16 protein-coding genes are annotated in these 18378 nt (G+C 35.6%); 7 read left to right on the top strand and 9 right to left on the bottom strand.

The annotated features are described in order from the left end of the window. Positions 1-10: 10 nt before the first annotated feature. The 7 genes from ACYT32_RS05355 to ACYT32_RS05325 form a co-directional block, all read right to left on the bottom strand. Positions 11-1330, bottom strand: coding sequence for an APC family permease (locus ACYT32_RS05355; protein WP_395264811.1), 1320 nt, complete (start codon positions 1328-1330; stop codon positions 11-13). Positions 1331-1359: 29 nt separating this feature from the next. Next, entirely contained in the window at positions 1360-2073 is a 714-nt protein-coding gene (locus ACYT32_RS05350) for a gamma-glutamyl-gamma-aminobutyrate hydrolase family protein (RefSeq protein WP_395264812.1), read from the bottom strand. A 331-nt stretch (positions 2074-2404) separates the two neighbouring features. Continuing rightward, positions 2405-3220 carry a Cof-type HAD-IIB family hydrolase gene (locus ACYT32_RS05345; RefSeq protein WP_395264813.1) on the bottom strand — a complete coding sequence of 272 codons (816 nt, stop codon included), beginning with the start codon at positions 3218-3220 and terminating at the stop codon, positions 2405-2407. Positions 3221-3407: 187 nt separating this feature from the next. Further along, positions 3408-4829, bottom strand: a complete 1422-nt coding sequence (gene lacG, locus ACYT32_RS05340; RefSeq protein ID WP_395264814.1) for a 6-phospho-beta-galactosidase — start codon at positions 4827-4829, stop codon at positions 3408-3410. A gap of 12 nt (positions 4830-4841) precedes the next feature. Next, positions 4842-6548 carry a lactose-specific PTS transporter subunit EIIC gene (locus ACYT32_RS05335; RefSeq protein WP_395264816.1) on the bottom strand — a complete coding sequence of 569 codons (1707 nt, stop codon included), beginning with the start codon at positions 6546-6548 and terminating at the stop codon, positions 4842-4844. Positions 6549-6588: 40 nt separating this feature from the next. Further along, positions 6589-6939 carry a PTS lactose/cellobiose transporter subunit IIA gene (locus tag ACYT32_RS05330; RefSeq protein WP_395264817.1) on the bottom strand — a complete coding sequence of 117 codons (351 nt, stop codon included), beginning with the start codon at positions 6937-6939 and terminating at the stop codon, positions 6589-6591. An 11-nt stretch (positions 6940-6950) separates the two neighbouring features. Beyond that, entirely contained in the window at positions 6951-7805 is an 855-nt protein-coding gene (locus ACYT32_RS05325; protein WP_395264818.1) for a PRD domain-containing protein, read from the bottom strand. Positions 7806-8357: 552 nt separating this feature from the next. Between ACYT32_RS05325 and guaD the strand changes: the two genes are divergently transcribed. Then, positions 8358-9680 carry a guanine deaminase gene (gene guaD / locus ACYT32_RS05320; RefSeq protein ID WP_395265033.1) on the top strand — a complete coding sequence of 441 codons (1323 nt, stop codon included), beginning with the start codon at positions 8358-8360 and terminating at the stop codon, positions 9678-9680. Continuing rightward, a complete protein-coding gene (locus ACYT32_RS05315; protein WP_395264819.1) occupies positions 9673-11016 on the top strand; it encodes a uracil-xanthine permease family protein in 1344 nt (447 codons plus the stop codon). The genes guaD and ACYT32_RS05315 overlap by 8 nt, the downstream gene beginning before the upstream one ends. Before the next feature lie 233 nt (positions 11017-11249). Here the strand turns inward: ACYT32_RS05315 and ACYT32_RS05310 are convergent, their stop codons facing one another. Both ACYT32_RS05310 and ACYT32_RS05305 read right to left on the bottom strand, forming a co-directional pair. Next, complete coding sequence (locus ACYT32_RS05310; RefSeq protein WP_395264820.1) at positions 11250-12110, bottom strand: aldo/keto reductase; 861 nt, start codon at positions 12108-12110, stop codon at positions 11250-11252. A 20-nt stretch (positions 12111-12130) separates the two neighbouring features. Further along, positions 12131-12988, bottom strand: coding sequence for an aldo/keto reductase (locus ACYT32_RS05305; protein WP_395264822.1), 858 nt, complete (start codon positions 12986-12988; stop codon positions 12131-12133). A gap of 136 nt (positions 12989-13124) precedes the next feature. Here ACYT32_RS05305 and ACYT32_RS05300 point away from each other — a divergent pair, with 136 nt between their 5' ends. From ACYT32_RS05300 to ACYT32_RS05280, 5 genes are all read left to right on the top strand, one after another. Next, entirely contained in the window at positions 13125-13988 is an 864-nt protein-coding gene (locus ACYT32_RS05300; protein WP_395264823.1) for a LysR family transcriptional regulator, read from the top strand. 122 nt (positions 13989-14110) lie between these two features. Further along, positions 14111-14248 carry a hypothetical protein gene (locus ACYT32_RS05295; RefSeq protein WP_395264824.1) on the top strand — a complete coding sequence of 46 codons (138 nt, stop codon included), beginning with the start codon at positions 14111-14113 and terminating at the stop codon, positions 14246-14248. 150 nt (positions 14249-14398) lie between these two features. After that, entirely contained in the window at positions 14399-14593 is a 195-nt protein-coding gene (locus ACYT32_RS05290; protein ID WP_395264825.1) for an IS1096 element passenger TnpR family protein, read from the top strand. Positions 14594-14800: 207 nt separating this feature from the next. Continuing rightward, positions 14801-16606 carry a hypothetical protein gene (locus tag ACYT32_RS05285; RefSeq protein WP_395264826.1) on the top strand — a complete coding sequence of 602 codons (1806 nt, stop codon included), beginning with the start codon at positions 14801-14803 and terminating at the stop codon, positions 16604-16606. Between the two features lie 534 nt (positions 16607-17140). Continuing rightward, on the top strand, positions 17141-18286 hold the full coding sequence (locus ACYT32_RS05280) for an MFS transporter (protein WP_461793372.1): 1146 nt from the start codon (positions 17141-17143) through the stop codon (positions 18284-18286). Positions 18287-18378: the final 92 nt, after the last annotated feature.

Genomic DNA, 18378 nt, shown 5'->3' with positions numbered 1-18378 from the left:
ACTCTTTCTCCTAATCAAAATTCTTTCTGCTTAAGAAATAAAATGGTACGGCAATCAACAAAGCTCCAAAACCCCAAACTAAGTTGACGAAACTTGTCTTATACAAAAGCCAGAGTGAAATCAAAACAGCGATAATTGGAATAACTGGGCCAAATGGAACTTTAAATCCAGGTTTTCTGTCTTTCATAGTTTTTCTAAAGACAATTACTGCAATGCATGTAGGTATGTATTGAGCAAAACGAGAAACAGCACTGATTTGGGCCAATGTATTAAAAGTACCTGAGAGAGCAATCATCAATCCTAATAAAGCCGAAACAACAATAGCCGCATATGGCGCATTGTAACGATTTTTATCAGCAAGAAAAGCTGGCATCATACCATGATTTGACATTGCAACACCCGAACGAGGTGTGATAAATGACGAAGCAACGCAAATACCTCCGATTGACAAAAGCGTTCCAGCAGCAATGAGATACTTACCAAATCCGCCAGCAATTTGAGCAAAGGCATCTTGAACAGGAGCGACACTATTTGAAAGTCCTGCACCTAAAACACCAATACAAACTGCTTGAATCAACATGTAAATTGCAGCAACGACAATAATGATAGCTAACAAAGCCTTTGGTAAGTTCTTTTCCGGATTTTTCATCTCCCCTGCAGCGACAACCGCGCCTTCGACGCCAGTAAAGGCATAAAACATCGTCATCGCAGCAAGAGCAAATGAACTTGTATTAGCTACAGAAGTTGGTAAAAATGGTGTGAAATTATTACCTCGAATGAACCAGATACCGATGGAAATGAAAAGCAATAATGGCAATAGTTTAGATACAGTAATGACATTGTTGATGATCGAAGAAATTTTTACTCCCATCAAATTCATCACCATCAAAGACAATGCCACTATCGTTACAATAATATCCTTAGAAACAGTGTTATTTAATTGCGGGAATATTCCTGCTAGAGCCGTGGCAAAAGCCACATACATTGTTCCCTCCGCAATGATTCTAATTGCCCAAGTAACAAAGCCGACCTCATAGCCAACAAAATTTCCAAAAGCTGCTTTCGCATAAATATAAGGACCTCCAGTTTCATCAAACAAACTGGCATCTTCTGCAAAACAAAGTCCAATAGTTAAAATTAATAGTGCGTCAAAACCAAGAACTGCCAAACTAGCGGGACCAAATAATTTCATTCCTTCATTTGGCAATAAAAAGATTCCAGAACCAATAATTCCGTTGATTCCAAACAAAAGAATCGTCCAAAAACCCATTTTATGATTCGTGTTGCTTGTTGATTTGGTATGTAGATGTGGAATAACCGCTTGTTTCATAAAATTCACCTTCTAGTTTAATTTTTAATCTAAGTTCGACTGACAAAATCCTTAAAGATTTCCAACTCCTTTGAATCTTGCTGCCACATATTTTCTGGATGCCACTGCACTGCTTGAACACTTGCATCACTATTCTCAATAGCTTCAATAACCCCGTCAGAAGCTGTAGCAACCACTTTCAAGTCCTCTGGAACATCTTTTATGGCTTGATGGTGTCTTGAATTTACGAAAATATTGTCACCAAATGCTTTAAATAATTTCGACTCGTGATCAACAGTGACAAAATGCGTTGGTTGATCACCCGGTGCAGATTGGTGATGTTTCAAAACTTTCCCAGGAAACTGTGTCCGCAAGTCCTGATAAACGCTGCCACCTAAAGCAACATTGATTATTTGTGCTCCACGGCAAATCCCTAAAATGGGGATGTGTTTTGCAACCGCTGTGCGAACTAAAGCAATCTCAAAGATATCACGATTGCGATTAGTAACACCCAATTGTGGAATTGGCTCTTCACCCATAAAAGTTGGATCAATATCCGGACCGCCGGTAAAAATCACTCCATCAAGTCGTTCTAGTAAACCATTAATCTCTTCTTTAGGTAGATACGGTAAACTAACTGGAATTCCACCGGTTGCCAAAACACCATTGACAGCTGGACGAGGTACAAAATCCATTGCTTTTTGATTGATCACAGATGTTGCTTCCAAATAAACATCTGCCGTAATTCCAATTAACTTACTCATATAAATAAAACTCCTTTGCAATTTTTTAATTTTCAGATTATCACTCTAAAAATCTCTGTCAAATGTTTTCTTAATAATATTAAATTTTGACTAATCATATTCTAATTCACGGACTTGACACTTGAAATAATCTGCAGTTATATTGAATTTGTATGGTTAATTTTCTCTAATAATTATCTAATGTTAGATAAAAAAAGCATTGTTTGAAGTTTTTCAAGAAAAAACAAACTTCAAACAATGCTTTTTGATATTGCTTATTGATTTTTTTAAATATTTTGTATTTTTACGGAATAATCTGAACACAATTCCACTAAGACTTAATTATTTGCCTTTAATCCAAAGCAAATTTTTCAATTGCTAAACCAACACCACTATGATCGTTGTCGGCAGTCACCTCATCAGCTACTTCTTTCACAGTTGGCAAAGCATTATCCATGGCAATACCTTTACCAGCAATCTCTAACATAGGAATATCGTTTTCCCGATCGCCTAATGTAATAACTTGAGATAAATCAATTCCTAATTTTTGGGCCAATGTTTTAACTGCTGCACCTTTATTAACATGTTGTGAGAATATTTCCAAGAAACCCACGCCAGTTCTAACTACGAAGTAATCTTTATCATAATGTTGGTGAACTGTTTCGGAAATACTATCAATTTCTTCTTCAGTCCCATTGATGATGGCTTTGACAATTTGAAAGTCAGCTGGCATTTGCGATGGTTCTCTCAAATAAAGACCATTATCGTTTTCAAAGGCTTGAATGATCGTAGAAGCGGAGATCCAATCTCGATGGCTGGTATAAGTATTGCCTTGATTATCGACTACGTTATATTGCAAGTCATGTTCATGGACAAAGTCGACGAATTCACGATAAAAATCATTGCTCATCAATTCTTCAGCAATAATATCGCCAGCCATATTTTCGATAATTCCACCGCCATTGGTAATCATATACTGATCACTTCCTGTAATACCTAGCTCATCAGTATATTCAGTCATAGCATTATGTGTCCGGCCCGAACAAAGAACAATCTTGATACCTTGATCCAGAGCACGCTTGATGGCCGCTTTATTGCGATCAGTAATAGTTTTTTTAGAAGTCAACAACGTGTCATCTATATCTATTGCAATTAATTTATAATCCATGATTTCCTCCTATTAGTCATACTTTTATTGTAATATTTTTTCTAAAAAAAGAACTCCAAGATGAGGAAATCTTGAAGTTCTCTTGTTTTTTAACAGTTAAGTAGAGTTTTTAATACCTAGGGGAAACAAATGAATGTTTCTTATTAAAAACTTTTTTTGAGGTAGAAGATATTAACGGCCAGAATCATTAATCTTCAATTTCGTGTGTTTCACTTAGTTTCTTAAACCAAAAGGCACTCTTTTTTACGTAGCGCTTTTGAGTAGGGAAATCAACGAAGAATAAACCATAGCGTTTGCTATAACCATTGGTCCATGAAAATTGATCTTGCAAGGACCAGATGAAATAGCCTTTGACATTAGCCCCATCATTTATGGCTTCGGCGATTGCCTTCATGTACTTCTTCAAATAATCAATTCGTTTTGGATCATCAATTATTGTGTCGGAAGTGGCATTCTCAGGTAGTTCTTCTTTCAAACCAATACCATTTTCTGTGACATAAATGGCAGGAACTAGTGGGTAGTCATCATGAATCCGCATAAGAATATCGTGCATCCCTTTTGGATAAATGGACCAATCCCAATCTGTTGTTTCAATCCCATCAGGTTTCTTTTCTTCGCCAATTCCATGTAATCGAGATACCGAACTGCCTTTAGCCCCAGTCCCATTATGGACCGTTTCGGAAGCTCCATCATAAGCTCTGATCCATTTGCTGAAATAATTATTTACTCCGACGAAGTCCAATTGATGAGCAGCTTCATTAATCTCACTCATTTCAGATTCAGTATATTTAAACATTGGTTGTTTATTTGCTTTCAAAATTTCATCAACTAACTGCAAAGTTTCTTGATGATATTCACCGGCCAAAGTTCCGTCCAAATATAATCTATTTTCAAAAGCATCTTGCAAAGCAGCGGCATGCTTATCCGCTTCACTATCGCTATATGGATAAACTGTTTGTAAAGCGTGAACTACACCGATCTCTCCACCTAAGTTCATCTCCTTATAGGCATTAACAATTCTAGCATGAACAACATTTTGATTATGCTCAGCTTGAAATGCATTATCAAATCTGCCTTTTTCACCAGGTGGAAATGTGCCGCTGACATGTTGCTGAATGGCCATTGATGTTGGTTCATTAATAGTTATCCAATATTTAACTTCGGGGAATTCTTTAAAGCAATATTTGGAGTATCTGACGAATGCGTCAAGCATTCTAGGACTTAGCCAATCACCAATTTCATGCATTTTTTCGGGTGTATCAAAGTGGTGTAAGGTTACGAACGGAATAATATGATGTTTTTCACAGGCCGCAAATAATTTATGATAATACTCAACACCGCGCGGCTCAACATCTCCATCACCGTCGGGGAATATTCTTGACCAAGCAATTGAAACTCGGATAGCTTGAACGCCATACTTTTCGGCTAATGCTAAATCTTCTTCATAACGGTGATAAAAATCAGCGGCGGGATCTGGACTAAAACGACCCTGTTTGGCGAGATAATCATCCCAAAGAACTTTACCTTTGCCGTCTTCTTTAGTAGCACCCTCTACTTGATATGCAGCACTGGCACCACCCATTAAAAAATCTTTTGGTAATTTAAGCATTCCATAAACCTCCTATAGATTGGCCTTTACAAATTGCAATGACTTTTCTGGATTACGTGTTAATTCAATATATTCTTTACCTGAAGTTGTAGCTAATTTAACACCATATTTATCGGTGATCTTTTGAACGTTACCTTTCATACTCTCCATTTGTGGTGCCAAAATAACTAGATCCATGTCTTGAATCATATTCATATCTTGCCCATAAGCACGAGCAGCTGCTGACAATGGTAAATTACGTTCTTTAGCAGTCTTATTCAGAGCGTTTGCCAGAATACCACTAGTTCCACCACCAGCACAGATAACCATTACGGCCGTGTCTTTCTTAAATCCAGAATCATCGGTCGAACTGTCGTCCGTGGATTGTGCGACAACGCCAACATCAGAACCATCATCAATATCAGTGTCACTAACTGTATCTGTTTCAGGTACTAATCCCTCAGCAACCGCATTCTTGTTTTCTTCATCAAGCAATTGTGAATCATAAACTTTCATAAATGGAAGCCAAATAAATACATCTAGTGCCAAACTCAAAATCACAAAGACAAATGCTAATGGAGCAAAGCCAGTACTAATCAAAATACCAATTGGTGCAGGAATAACCCATGGCATGGTGTACATCATACCGTTCATTCCCAAAACCGAAATGAAGAACTTGAATAGGCAAATATTAACCATTGGAGTAACTACAAATGGAATAAAGAAGATTGGGTTCATGATAATTGGAGCACCAAACAAAATTGGTTCATTAACTGAGAAACTGACTGGAATAAATGCTGCCTTACCTAAGGCCTTAAGCTGTTTAGATTTTGCTAGGAACAAAAATAGGAAAACTAAAACTAAAGTTGAACCTGTACCACCCATATTCATAACATAGTCTTGAGCATTTTGTGCCAAAACGTGAGTGGCCTGATGACCAGCTTGAATCAATTTCAAGTTCTCAGCTGTATTAGTAACTTCAATTGCGGCAACAGCAGGAGCAACAATTGATGGACCTTGAACACCAACAAACCAGAAGAAACCCATGGCACCAGCGATAATTGCCAAGCCTAAATATGAATCACTGGCTGAGAAAATTGGTGCTAATAATGAAATAATCAATTGGGCAAGATTTTTACCTGTGAAAGTTGCTAGTAATAAAGAAAATGCCCAGAAAACTGTAACTGATAAGAACATTGGAATAACATCTTTAAATGTTTGTGAAATATTCTGTGGTACTTGTGGAGGCATTTTAATAGTGACGTTATTCTTAATACATAAATAATAAATATTTGGAACGATCAAACCAACAAGGTATGAAGCGACCAAACCTTGTGTACCTAAGTATGTTAAATCTGCTCCACCTTTATTTTGAACAATGGCACTAATAATGAAGGCAATTTCAGCAGCTAAGATTACAGAAACTGCATTCATCTGATTTGTTTTTGGCAAATCCAAATTTTTGGTATCAGTTAAATTTTTAGCAGTCGTTGCGGTAACGAACAATGCCAATAGACCCATTGAATAGTTGTAAGCAATCATAATATTGTTTTCAACATTGGTTGGCCAGTGGTAACCCCAAGCATTTGGAACATATGCTACCAAAATAAATAATGATGAAAAGAGAATAATTGGCATTGCGGCAATAAAGCCATCACGGATTGCTGAGACATAGGCATTTGATGCAATTTTTTCAAATCCAGGTTTCATCTTTTCGATTTTACTCGTGAGAACATCCATTTTTAAAACTCCCCTCTAAATACTAATAATTTCTAAATAACTAATTCTCCATACCTAACTTCTTCTCAATCTTGTTAATACGTTCATATTCATCAATAAAGAACTTGCATTGATCCATCAACATCATGGTTGTCATCAATGTATCTTGTCCATGGACCATGATGAATGTAACGTCCATATCCATCCCACCAGCTTCATCGGCTAGTAGTTTAGTTTGTTCATTGTGGGCATCGTTAATTGATTGAGTTGCTTCTTCAACTAATTTCTTAGCTTCTTCGATCTTGCCTTCACGTGCATTGTCTAAGGCTTTAATTAAAGCTGTCTTAGCGTCTCCTGCATAAGCTACGATTGCAAATCCTGTCATTGAAATATCTTCTTTTGTAACTGCCATAATTCTTACCTCTACTTAATGTTTTTCTCTTGTGTTAATCGTTGGATGTGAATGATGAAATATAATAGTTCATTGCTGTTTAATTTCTTATTTAGTCTTGATTGCAACTCTTGATATATTTCTTTGGCAATCTCGGTCGAACGAGGATATTCTGATTTCATTTCTGTTTCCAACTTATTGCTAAAATCTTTATCCTCATCTTCGTTGCTATCAAGGCGTCCGGCTAAGTACTGTAAATGAATCATAAAGCGGTCAAAATAATTACCATTGCTGTCGATTCGATAAATTTGATGTTTATTCAAAATCTTAGTAACTGAATCATTGATCTCTTTGGTCGTGTCCTCTTTCAAGTCACTGGCTTTTGATTCTTCACCTTTAGCATTGATGAAATGTAGAGCAATACTTTTAATCTCTGACTTTGGAAATTGGACATGTAAATTACGGTTGATCACTTGCAATCCATGGCTAGCAATTAAATATTCGGTTGGATATTGTAGGCTCATATCAGGAATCAAACTTGCTTGATACGTGTGGGCCAATATACGCTGATAGGAACCGTAGATATGGTCGGAAAGAGTAATATAAACGTAATCTAAGATGTTGTAATTAAATTTTTCTCTAGCATAATCAATAATTTCATAAGTAGTTGTGACTACATCAATTGGAATGTCTTTGATCAAAAAATATAAATTTTCTCTTGACGTTTTTGTATTTAAATAAAAGATATTCTCAATCTTGTTCGAATCAACTTGTCCGCCCTTGGTCTTCTTAAAAGCTATTCCTTTGCCTTTCACAATGGCTTGGCGATCGTCTCCTAGGTTGACTAACGCACTATTGTTGTTAAAGACTTGGGCAATCTCTACCATCTCATTTCCCCCTTTCTGCAACAAAAAAGAGACCACCAACGTTTTTTCTTAACGATAGTCTTTGAGCAACTATCGTTAAGAAAAATACGTTGAGTGATCTCGCCTAATTTAATAGTAACAATTCACTGAAAATATATTCATCTTTCAACACCGATTAGTATATGACAGATTTTCATATTTGTAAACGGTTACAATAGATTATTTTTTAAATCAAATATTTTCAAATATCGTTATAACGAAAAGAATACCGAAATAATGGGCGTTATAACGGCTGACAAAATGTAAATTTTTTTACATAATTTTCGATCAGCAACAATTTTCAAGATGATATGAGACAAAATACGACCAAAAAGGTCTAATTAACTTAATATTTATTTATCGCCGATGTAAACCATTACATTTTGTTTCAAAAAATGATTTTTGAAGCTCACATAGCAAGTTTTTGAATATTTTTCAAGCAAAATACGAACTATTTACTATTTATTTACATAAACATTCATGTTATCCTTACCTATATAAAATTTAAGGAAGTGTTAGATTATCACCTATCAAATCGTTTTTGAAGGAAGTTATTTTTCTTCGGCTTCGTTTGACAAGGCGGATTTTACACCAGAATCACTTATATGTGTAGACCAGTCGGGAACCATTGACCGTGTTATATCCGCTAGCGATAGTGACTATCGATCCGTTAGACAAGCTGCAGCCGATAACCAAATTCTTCAAGAATTACCTCAAGGAAGTTACTTGTTACCAGGTTTTACTGATTTACATATTCACGCTCCACAATGGCCACAGGCTGGTCTGGCTTTAGATAGACCGCTCTTTGAATGGCTAAATACTTATACCTTTCCATTGGAAGCCAAATTCACTGACCTTCAATTTGCGGAAAAAGTTTATCGTAATCTGATTCAAACTTTGCTAGCTAATGGAACCACGACCGGCTTATTCTTTGGATCAATCGACAATGGAGCTAATCTTGTGTTGGCAAAGATTTGTGCTGAATACGGTCAACGAGCTTTTATCGGGAAAGTCGCCATGGATAATGTTGAACAGACACCTGATTATTATCGCGATGAATCTTCTCAAAAAGCTTTAGACGACACTGAGGCTTTTATCCATGCAATGCAAGAACTCCAACAAACCACTAAAACTACTTTAACTCCCGTTATCACACCTCGGTTCGTTCCAAGTTGTACAGACGAAACGCTACTTGGCTTAGGAAAATTAGCTAAAAAGTATGACTTACCGATTCAATCGCACTGCAGTGAAAGTATCTGGGAAGATCAATATGCGATTGACCGTTTCAACATGCGAGATGCGGAAGTTTTGAACCATTTTGGACTGCTGACGGATAAGTCGGTCATGGCTCATGGAACTCAATTGAGCAATACTGATTTAGATCTCTTTAAGAAAACCCAAACTGCCATCGCCCATTGTCCTATTTCTAATGTATACTTTGGCAATTCGGTTTTACCTGTTAAGAAAGCCTACCAAAAACAAGTCAAAATCGGTTTAGGGACTGATATTTCTGGAGGCTTTTCTCCTAGTATTTATCGTAATATGCAACAAGCTATTATGTCTTCGCAAATGCTTCAAGAAACTGGCGTTGACAATTCAAGAATTTCTGCCACAAATGCATTTTATCTAGCAACCGTGGGTGGAGCTAAAGCACTTCACCTTCCAACGGGACAGATTAAAACTGGTTTTCAAGCTGACTTTCAAATTGTTCAAGATAAATTTGCCAAGGTCGCTTCAAGTCAACCAGCAGCTGTCTTAGAACGGTTGATCTATCAGACCGAAACAGCAGATATTCAACAAGTTTATGTTTCAGGTAAATTAGTACATCACAATCAAGGGGAAAACAATAATGGATAATAATAAGAGTAGTTTATTAGTCGGTCCTGACGATAAGGTCGGCTATGGCGAAGCTGGTTTCTTAGGTCTACAACATGTTCTAGCTATGGATATTTATGTACCGCCAATCGTGTTGGCTAGTATGATGGCCATGGGATTGAGCGACCAAATGGGATTATTGCAGTCAACCTTTCTAGCTGCAGGGATCGGTACGATCCTCCAAACTTTCGTCTTTATGAAGATGCCAGTTTCACAAGGTCCTTCTTTCGTACCTCTAGGAGCCGCTGCTGGGGTCGTCTTGGCATCAGGTGGTCTAAAGGGTAATGGAATGGGCACTTTAATTGGTGCTTTATTAGTCGGTTCGATTATTTTAGTTATACTAGGTGCTATCGGAATCTTCCAAAAGATCATCAACCGCTTAGTACCTGCCTTGGTTGGTGGAACAATCATTACATGCGTTGGTCTGTCACTGATTCCTACAGCTTTGAATAGTAACATTTTCAACGCTCCTGGTAAGATCGACAATAATATTATCTTGGCTTCAGTAACAGCTTTAACGCTTTTAGTTTCTGTCGGAATCAGTTTGAAATTTCCTCGAGTACGTCGTTTCTTTAGAACTAGTTCAATCATCTTGGCTCTAGGTGTCGGAACAATTGTTTCAACTATGATGGGAATGTTTAATTGGAAAGAAGTTGCTGATGCTGCTTGGTTCGGTTTCCCTCAAAGAACCATTCTCCACTGGGGAATCAATTTCAGCCCTTCAGCTATTATTACTTTTATCGTCATCTATGCGGTGATCACGACTGAAACAACTGGTACCTGGTTTGCCATGGGTGCTGTCACTAATCACAAAATCACTGATAAGCAATGGAATCACGGTATCATTGGTGAGGGCTTAAGCTGTATGGTTGCCGCTCTCTTAGGAACAACTCCAGTTACTGGTTACTCAACTAATGCCGGTGTCATCTCAATCACTGGTGTCGCAAGTAAACGGGTTTTTCTATTTGCTGGAATCTGGTTCTCAGTCTTAGGCTTCTTCAGTAAATTATCGGCTTTCTTAGCTGCTATCCCAGCTCCCGTAATTGGTGGTGTCTTTGCCATTATCACGGTAACAATCATGTTAAACGGCTTAAATGTTATCCGTGGTTTGGAGACTACCGATCGTGATCTTTATATTATCGGTATTCCAATCGTTCTAACCTTGGCACTTGTCTTATTGCCAACAGCTGTGACAAAAAATGCTCCTCAAATTCTGCAATACTTATTAGGTTCACCAATCGCAGTCGCAGCAATTGCGGCTATCATCTTGAATCTCGTAATGCCTAAAACAAAAGAATTAAAAGTTAAGACAGTTTAAAATCAATAGTAAAGTTTTTAATAACCGCTGACTCCCCATCAGGAAATCAGCGGTTTTTTTTAATCCCATTAATTTACAATTCAACTGGAATATTTTTTTAAATAAAAAACGCATCTCACCAGTTGTGGTGGAATGCGCTATTTGTTTTGTAATTGCTCAAACGATTCGGGCAACTTGTCCGTTAACACCTAAAATCAATACTTGAGTCATTACATTTCTCATCTTAGTGGTAATTAGTCGTTTGCATGTACATCAAAAGCGGAAAGCAACATTTGTTCAACACCAGGATCATCTGGGTTGTGTGAACCATGGCCCTTATCGAGTGAACGCATTTGTTCCATTTCATCTTCAGTTAATTCGAAGTTAAAAATATCTTTGTTAGAAATCATACGAGACTCATGTGTCGACTTAGGAAGCACAATGACCCCCTCTTGATTTTCAAATCTCAAGATAATTTGTCCTGCATCCTTGTGATACTTCTCGCTTAATTTTTGGATAATTGGTTCTGAGAATAAATCAGCATTGCCCTGACCAAGTGGACCCCAGGCTTCAAGTTTTACATCCAATGGGTCTAAAATCTTACGAAGTTCTTTTTGTTGTGAGTATGGGTTGTATTCAACTTGGTTTACAGCTGGCATTACATCGAAGGAATCTTTGAATGAATTCCAAATCTTAGGAGTAGCATTGCTGATACCGATGGATTTGAGTTGACCAGCTTTTTGAGCTTCTTCCATAGCCTTCCAAGCACCAGGAACATCTCCATAAGGTTGGTGGATCAAGTATAAATCAATATAGTCTAAGCCTAATTTTTTCAAGGAAGTTGCAATTCCTTTTTTAGCGGCTTCATAACCATAATCTTGTAGCCATAATTTACTTGTGACAAAAATTTCATCACGAGGAATACCGCTGTCCTTGATTGCCTTGCCGACTTCATCTTCGTTGAAATAAGCAACCGCTGTATCAATGTGGCGATAGCCAACCTTTAGTGCTTCAGAAACTGCCTTGTAAGTTGAGCCGTCATCAGGAATCAAGAAAACACCAAATCCAACTGCGGGAATTTCATTACCATCATTTAATCTAATTGTTTCTGCCATTATATTTCTCCTCTGAAAAATTATTTTAGCTGTGCCAAGCTTGAACCAAAGATCTGTTCAATCGTAGTAAGGTCTCTGTGGTCAAAAAATTGACTTTCTTTCTTATCTAAAGTTGCCATTGTCTTCATTTCATCATCAGTCAACACAAAGTCAAAGACGTCAATATTTTCAGCAATACGTTCTTTGTGGACTGACTTTGGAATAACAATGATTCCACGTTGCAACAGCCATCTGAGCATTACTTGACCATTTGATTTGCCATACTTTTGACCAATTGCAGCGATTGTTTCGTTTGTAAAGATGTCATGTTTGCCTTCAGCAAACGGTGCCCAAGCTTCGACCTTAACATCTTCACTCTGGTTAAAATCAACCTCAGACTTTTGTTGATACCAAGGATTAACTTCAATTTGATTAACAACGGGTTTTACCTCATTGTAGAGTTCCAAATCTTTAAGTTGATCAGCGTAAAAGTTTGAAACACCGATGGCACGAATTTTTCCAGCCTTATATGCTTCAGTCAATGCCCGCCAAGCACCTGCTGTATCACCATATGGTTGGTGTAATAGGTACATATCCAAATAATCTAACCCTAGATTATTCAAGGAAGTTTCAATACCCTTCTTTGCCCGTTCATAATTCATATCAGAAACCCAAAGTTTTGAAGTGATGAATAAATCTTTTCGATCAACACCACTTTCCTTAATAGCCTCACCAACTGCAGTTTCATTTTGATAAGCTGCTGCTGTATCGATCAGACGGTAGCCGGCATCAATCGCATCCAACACTGCTTGTTTACATTGTGCTAAATCTGTTACTTGAAAAACTCCGAATCCTAATTGTGGCATTTCCACGCCGTTATTTAATTTCACTGTCTCCATATTTCTTACCTCGACAAACTGGACTAACGAACGTCCTCTTTAATTGATAAGTACAGCATAGTCCCAGGATCATGGTTTGAAAATTACTAGATAAGAATGCTACTATACGTATGACGTATACTAACGAGGTGAAAATATGATAGATAACTACTTATTAGAAGAGTTAGTTGCATTTAGCAAATATGGCACGTTTGCCGCCACTGCTGATCACTTAATGGTGACCCAACCGACCGTGACGCGGGGAATGCAGAAGCTTGAAGATGAATTAGGAGTAAAAATTTTTAATCGTCAACCCAATAATATATCTCTAACTGATACTGGAAATTTAGCTGTGACGGAAGCTCAAAAGGTTCTGGCACAAAATCAAACGTTTATCGACACCGTCCGACATTACGAAAACAGCCATCAATTCATTAAAATAGCTAGTGTTGCTCCTGGACCACTAATTTTTATCAATGACATTCGAAACCAACTATCATCCAAAATTAAAGTCGAGGATAGTTTAATAAAAGAAAACGATGTGTTGCCGAATTTAATGAACAACAATTTCTCCTTTATTATCACTGATAAAGAGATTTCTAACGATGAGGTCGAATCATATTTCATTGGCAGTGAAACACTATCAGTCAATCTCGATAAGTTCACCTATTTGGCAAACAAGAAGTCAGTCACATTTGCCGAACTAAAAGGTATGAGCTTTATCGTTATCGATCGAATCGGTATTTGGAAAGATATCATTCAAAAAAATATTCCTGGTGCGAAATTCATGTATCAGCAGCAAGCAGATTCATTTACAGAAATAACGAAATACTCCAATTTCCCTTATTTCAGTACTAATATCGCCAGATTTACGAATTATCACCCTACCAAAGATGATGATCGAGTGAACGTTAAAATATCCGATGATGCTAGTAAGATTGCCTTTTATGCAACATATTTAAAGAATAATAAAAAATTGGTAATGCCTACTATCGAAAATATCAATACCAATTGGGATTAAAATAAGAGTGAGAATTATCCCTTCATTAAAGGCGTTTCCAATTTCAGCCATGTATACCGTTATTTACAAACGTGATTGTCTTATCATTTTTAGAACAAAAAAATACTTTGGAGGCACATATTATGGAATCCCCAATTATAGCAATAGACGTTATGACAAAATTATTAGATGAGAAAACTTCATCTTGGCGACGACTATTAGTACCAGTTTCAATCAGATATGATCAACTACATGCGATCATGCAGTTAGTCTATGGCTAGAGTAACTCGCATCTGTATTCATTTACTACTAGTGCTGGACAAAGTTATGAGGCTTATCTGGATTAGGATTTTCAACCTTTTAGATCCGACGTAAAGAAACCAATTCTTTCTGATGAAGGTTATCTATATCCGGACTTACTCAATGGAAATGTGCGCTATGAGTACGATTTTGGAAGAAGTTGGCCTCATGAAATAATCCTTAAGGAAACTGTTACTGCCGACGAGCTAGACGGTCTTCCCATCCCATACTGCACCCACGGTACCGGGGGGAATCACGACGAAAATGGTGAACCAGATACAGTAGTTGGAAAATATAATCACAAAGAAATTGCAGATTTCTATTAAAATTAAAAAAAACTAATAAATACAGGATTAAAATTAATTTTGAATCTGTATTTATTGGTTTTTTTTTCAAAATTTATCAAATTAAAAATGAAGCATTGATAAATCAACAGAAAAATATCATTTACAAAACATATTTGCTATGATAATTTTATAAACATATTAAAATATTTTAATTATTTTTTAATAATGAAGCTTAAAGGGAAAAGGATGAAAAATATACTACGTAATTTTACAGACAATCATCAGTATTTTGAATCATTAAAGGAATCTAAAGGCAAATATATACCTATTAGAATTTCTTCTGAGCGACAAGATTTATTAGAAAAGATGAAAGAAATTAATACAAATAATTTTGAATTTCAAGAAAGGGAATTATGTGATTTTGGTTACGTAATATCCAATGAAGTAATCGAATATAATACGTATCCTTTTCTATGCAAAGATTGGATTGATCTAAAAAACATCAGCGGACGTGGACTTACGGGCAAGTCGTTATTGATTATCGGTCTATATAAAGATTTCACCCAGGAAAAAGTTTTAGATCTCCTAAACAAGGGATATAAAGCGGAAACAAACATATATTTTCTCTTAGGTAGAGATCTCAGTTCATTATCGTGGTTATTAGCTAAACAACTTATTGGCAAGTCAGTTGATTCTTGTAGAAAGGCAACATTCTCACTCCTAAACTTAAATAAATTTTCTATTGAAGATTGGGATATTTATGGGAGTAAATCCCTTCATGAAAAAAACATTAAAGAACTTGTAGAAAATAATCTTTGGGATACGTTAGTTTTCCATGGTCATGGAAAAGAAGATCATTTAAACCTGGATGATTACACTTTAACCGGATTAAACAAATATATTAATTATACTATTCCTAACGCTCCAGCAATCGGTCATAAGGGGCAATCATTTTTTAAAGATGCCAATAAGGCTATCGATATAAGCACTATAAAGGTTAATCGGCTTTTTCTTTTATCATGTAACAATTTGCCTTTTTTTGAATCAAGACTCTACGATTCTAAATACAGTCTTGTTTTGGACGCAATTGATGGATGGTCAAAAGAGATTATTGCATCAATTGCTGTACAGTCAGCAGACACTCCCGAACTGAAAATAGTTTTGAATAATTATAATCATTCTGACATTGCACTCCAATTAAATAAAAAGCTTGAGGATATTCAACCATTCATTTCGATTATTCATATCGGATTACCTGAAAAGATTAGCGATAATTCATTTGTGGAGCAAGCAACCCCCAGACTAAGCAAGCAAACGAGAACAGTTCTATCTCGAATTTCTAATTATTATTCTTCTACGATGTTGGATGATGATCATCCAATTACTAAGATGGCACATAAAATCATGGGAGATTATATGCAGTTAACAAGAAGAGGAACCGCAGGTTCTACAATTAAGGACATGCAGCAATTTGAATCTAATTTGACAAACAGAGTTAACCCGTTCTCTAAAAAAATGGCACAAATAATGTTTGAAGATCAAGATGATAACTTGCATAATTTCGACAGTTTTAATACCTATAGAGCAAGAATTGATTCAAATAGTATTAATAATCATACCTGCTCCTCATGTGGCGCAACAGCTACTTCCTGTACATATCTACCCGAAATATCTTCTATATTCCAGATAGATGCTGATTACTGTTACAAATGTGGAGATAAGTCTGCTCAGATGACTGGAATGCCATACATTGAATTTACTTGTGATGATTATAACAAGAAGGATCTATCTATTAATTATAAAATAAGCGTAACTTCCCAAGAATCAGGTGATGTTTTTATAGGTATTCAATTACCCAGCTATGTAGAAGGATACGTTAAAAACAAATTATCCATACAAAAATTAAAATTTAAGTCTCCTAATTTAACTAAGGAAATTGAAGGGACTATTAACTTTAGTGAAGAAACTGTTCTTCAAAGCTATTATTTAAAAATGTTTGCTATCCAAAATGGGGGTATAGCAGTCAACAGATGTTTCTTTAATTTAATTTGAGGTGGAAAGATGAGGAATTAATAGGTCTTTACGATATGATTCCGTCATCAAAAAATTTCTTTGATGACGATTTATTACTTCATTTTAGAAGATCCATATGTTCCTACCTTCCTCAGTTCCTATCTAAATACTTACATCACCCCATTCAAATGGTGATTCCCGTTGAAAAATTTAGTCAAATAAAAGCAATAACAAAAGCAAGAAAAATAAATCATGATATTGCTCCTAATATATATTTAGACATGCCTTCAATTACATGCAAAAATAGAATGCACCGTAGTCCTAATGGAAAAGTCTTCCTTTTCTCAGGAGAAATAGAAACATAATTTGATGAATCCTTTAAAAAATATATTAATAATATCCAACTTAAATGGATTTTCAATTCTTTCAGAACAAACGAGTTTTTAGTTCTATGCAATAAATTAAATGAGATGTGGGGTTAAGGTTATTGAATTATTCTATTAAATATTACTGTTATACTATTTTCACTCAATTTAGATTCACTAGAATTATTAATATACTTTTCATTATTCAATTTTTAAAGTTAAATTTAGTTCAATTTGCTCTATTACAATCTGTGTTCTTATTCTCTCAATTTTTTCCGAACTACCGAGCGGAATATTAGGAGATATTTTCAAGAAAAAAACAATCGTATTGTACGGATTGCTTATTCTGATTTTGACGCCCTTAATAACTGTTAGTGCCAGCCTCGTTGCAAAAAAATACGTTTTTTTTGTTTTAATAATGTCCTTTGTATTAGAAGGCATCGGAAATGCCCTATTAAGCGGTGCTGACGACGCACTTTTTTATGAAGGAATTCGAAAAGAAGGCAATGAAAAGCAATATGATAAAATTAGAGGAAATATGCAATTAATAAGTTCTATCATTTTAGGCATCGCTACATTCTCCGGTGGTTTTTTATATACACTGAATTTTGATCTTCCATATATATTCCAATCAATTACATTTGTTATTGCTAGTATTATCATTCTCAATACAAAGGAAATAAAAAAAGAATCTCTAGCTGATAAAAATTATAACCTTAACAATAGTGAATCAACTTTTATCAAAAGTTTGAAAAACGTTTTGTCTGTATTTAAAGAAATGGTTCTTTCTCCCAATATATTTTTTCTATTCATTTTCACAATAATTACCGTATCTGTCGTCAATGCTATTTTTGCATTACTTCCCGATTATATTTCAAAAATAGGATTCAATTCAGCCGAAAATGGAATTATATTTATGATATATAGTCTATTTGGTGGCATTATCGCAACCCAAGCATACAGGTTATCAAAATTAAAGTATTCCAATTTATCAATGCTGGTTTCAGCGATACTAATTATTTCAGCTGTACTTCAAATTCAAAATAATAAAATCATTTTTTTAATCGGGGCCGGACTTCTATATATAGTAGTGGATATTCTTGACCCAATTGTCATGCAAATGTTAAATCTATGGGTCAGGGATAATGCTCGAGCAACGTTTATTTCAGGATTATCTTTTGCAATCAGTTTAATTACTATGGTTGTTAACCCCTTAATAGGTTTAGTGGTTCAACGTTACGGAACAATTAATATGCTTACTATTACCTCTTCAGTAACTGTATTTTTAATTTTCATATCATACCTGCTTATTTTAGGTTCAAAAAAGAAAGAAAAATATACCACTGAAAATTAATGATTCAAAAATTTTTCGTTTCATATGGTATTTATTATACTTATCTTCATTTTCTTTAAATAAAGATTTGCTAGCTTAAGTGTTGATTAATT

Source organism: Companilactobacillus sp. FL22-3 (assembly GCF_054881455.1).
Note: the sequence above shows the minus strand (reverse complement) of the source record. Positions and strands in the feature narration are given on the sequence as shown.

Bases quoted from the DNA above. Each gene is read 5' to 3' on its own strand.
- ACYT32_RS05355 (WP_395264811.1), bottom strand. From the start codon at position 1,330: ATGAAACAAGCGGTTATTCCACATCTACATACCAAATCAACAAGCAAC.
- ACYT32_RS05350 (WP_395264812.1), bottom strand. From the start codon at position 2,073: ATGAGTAAGTTAATTGGAATTACGGCAGATGTTTATTTGGAAGCAACA.
- ACYT32_RS05345 (WP_395264813.1), bottom strand. From the start codon at position 3,220: ATGGATTATAAATTAATTGCAATAGATATAGATGACACGTTGTTGACT.
- lacG (WP_395264814.1), bottom strand. From the start codon at position 4,829: ATGCTTAAATTACCAAAAGATTTTTTAATGGGTGGTGCCAGTGCTGCA.
- ACYT32_RS05335 (WP_395264816.1), bottom strand. From the start codon at position 6,548: ATGGATGTTCTCACGAGTAAAATCGAAAAGATGAAACCTGGATTTGAA.
- ACYT32_RS05330 (WP_395264817.1), bottom strand. From the start codon at position 6,939: ATGGCAGTTACAAAAGAAGATATTTCAATGACAGGATTTGCAATCGTA.
- ACYT32_RS05325 (WP_395264818.1), bottom strand. From the start codon at position 7,805: ATGGTAGAGATTGCCCAAGTCTTTAACAACAATAGTGCGTTAGTCAAC.
- ACYT32_RS05315 (WP_395264819.1), top strand. From the start codon at position 9,673: ATGGATAATAATAAGAGTAGTTTATTAGTCGGTCCTGACGATAAGGTC.
- ACYT32_RS05310 (WP_395264820.1), bottom strand. From the start codon at position 12,110: ATGGCAGAAACAATTAGATTAAATGATGGTAATGAAATTCCCGCAGTT.
- ACYT32_RS05305 (WP_395264822.1), bottom strand. From the start codon at position 12,988: ATGGAGACAGTGAAATTAAATAACGGCGTGGAAATGCCACAATTAGGA.
- ACYT32_RS05300 (WP_395264823.1), top strand. From the start codon at position 13,125: ATGATAGATAACTACTTATTAGAAGAGTTAGTTGCATTTAGCAAATAT.
- ACYT32_RS05295 (WP_395264824.1), top strand. From the start codon at position 14,111: ATGGAATCCCCAATTATAGCAATAGACGTTATGACAAAATTATTAGAT.
- ACYT32_RS05285 (WP_395264826.1), top strand. From the start codon at position 14,801: ATGAAAAATATACTACGTAATTTTACAGACAATCATCAGTATTTTGAA.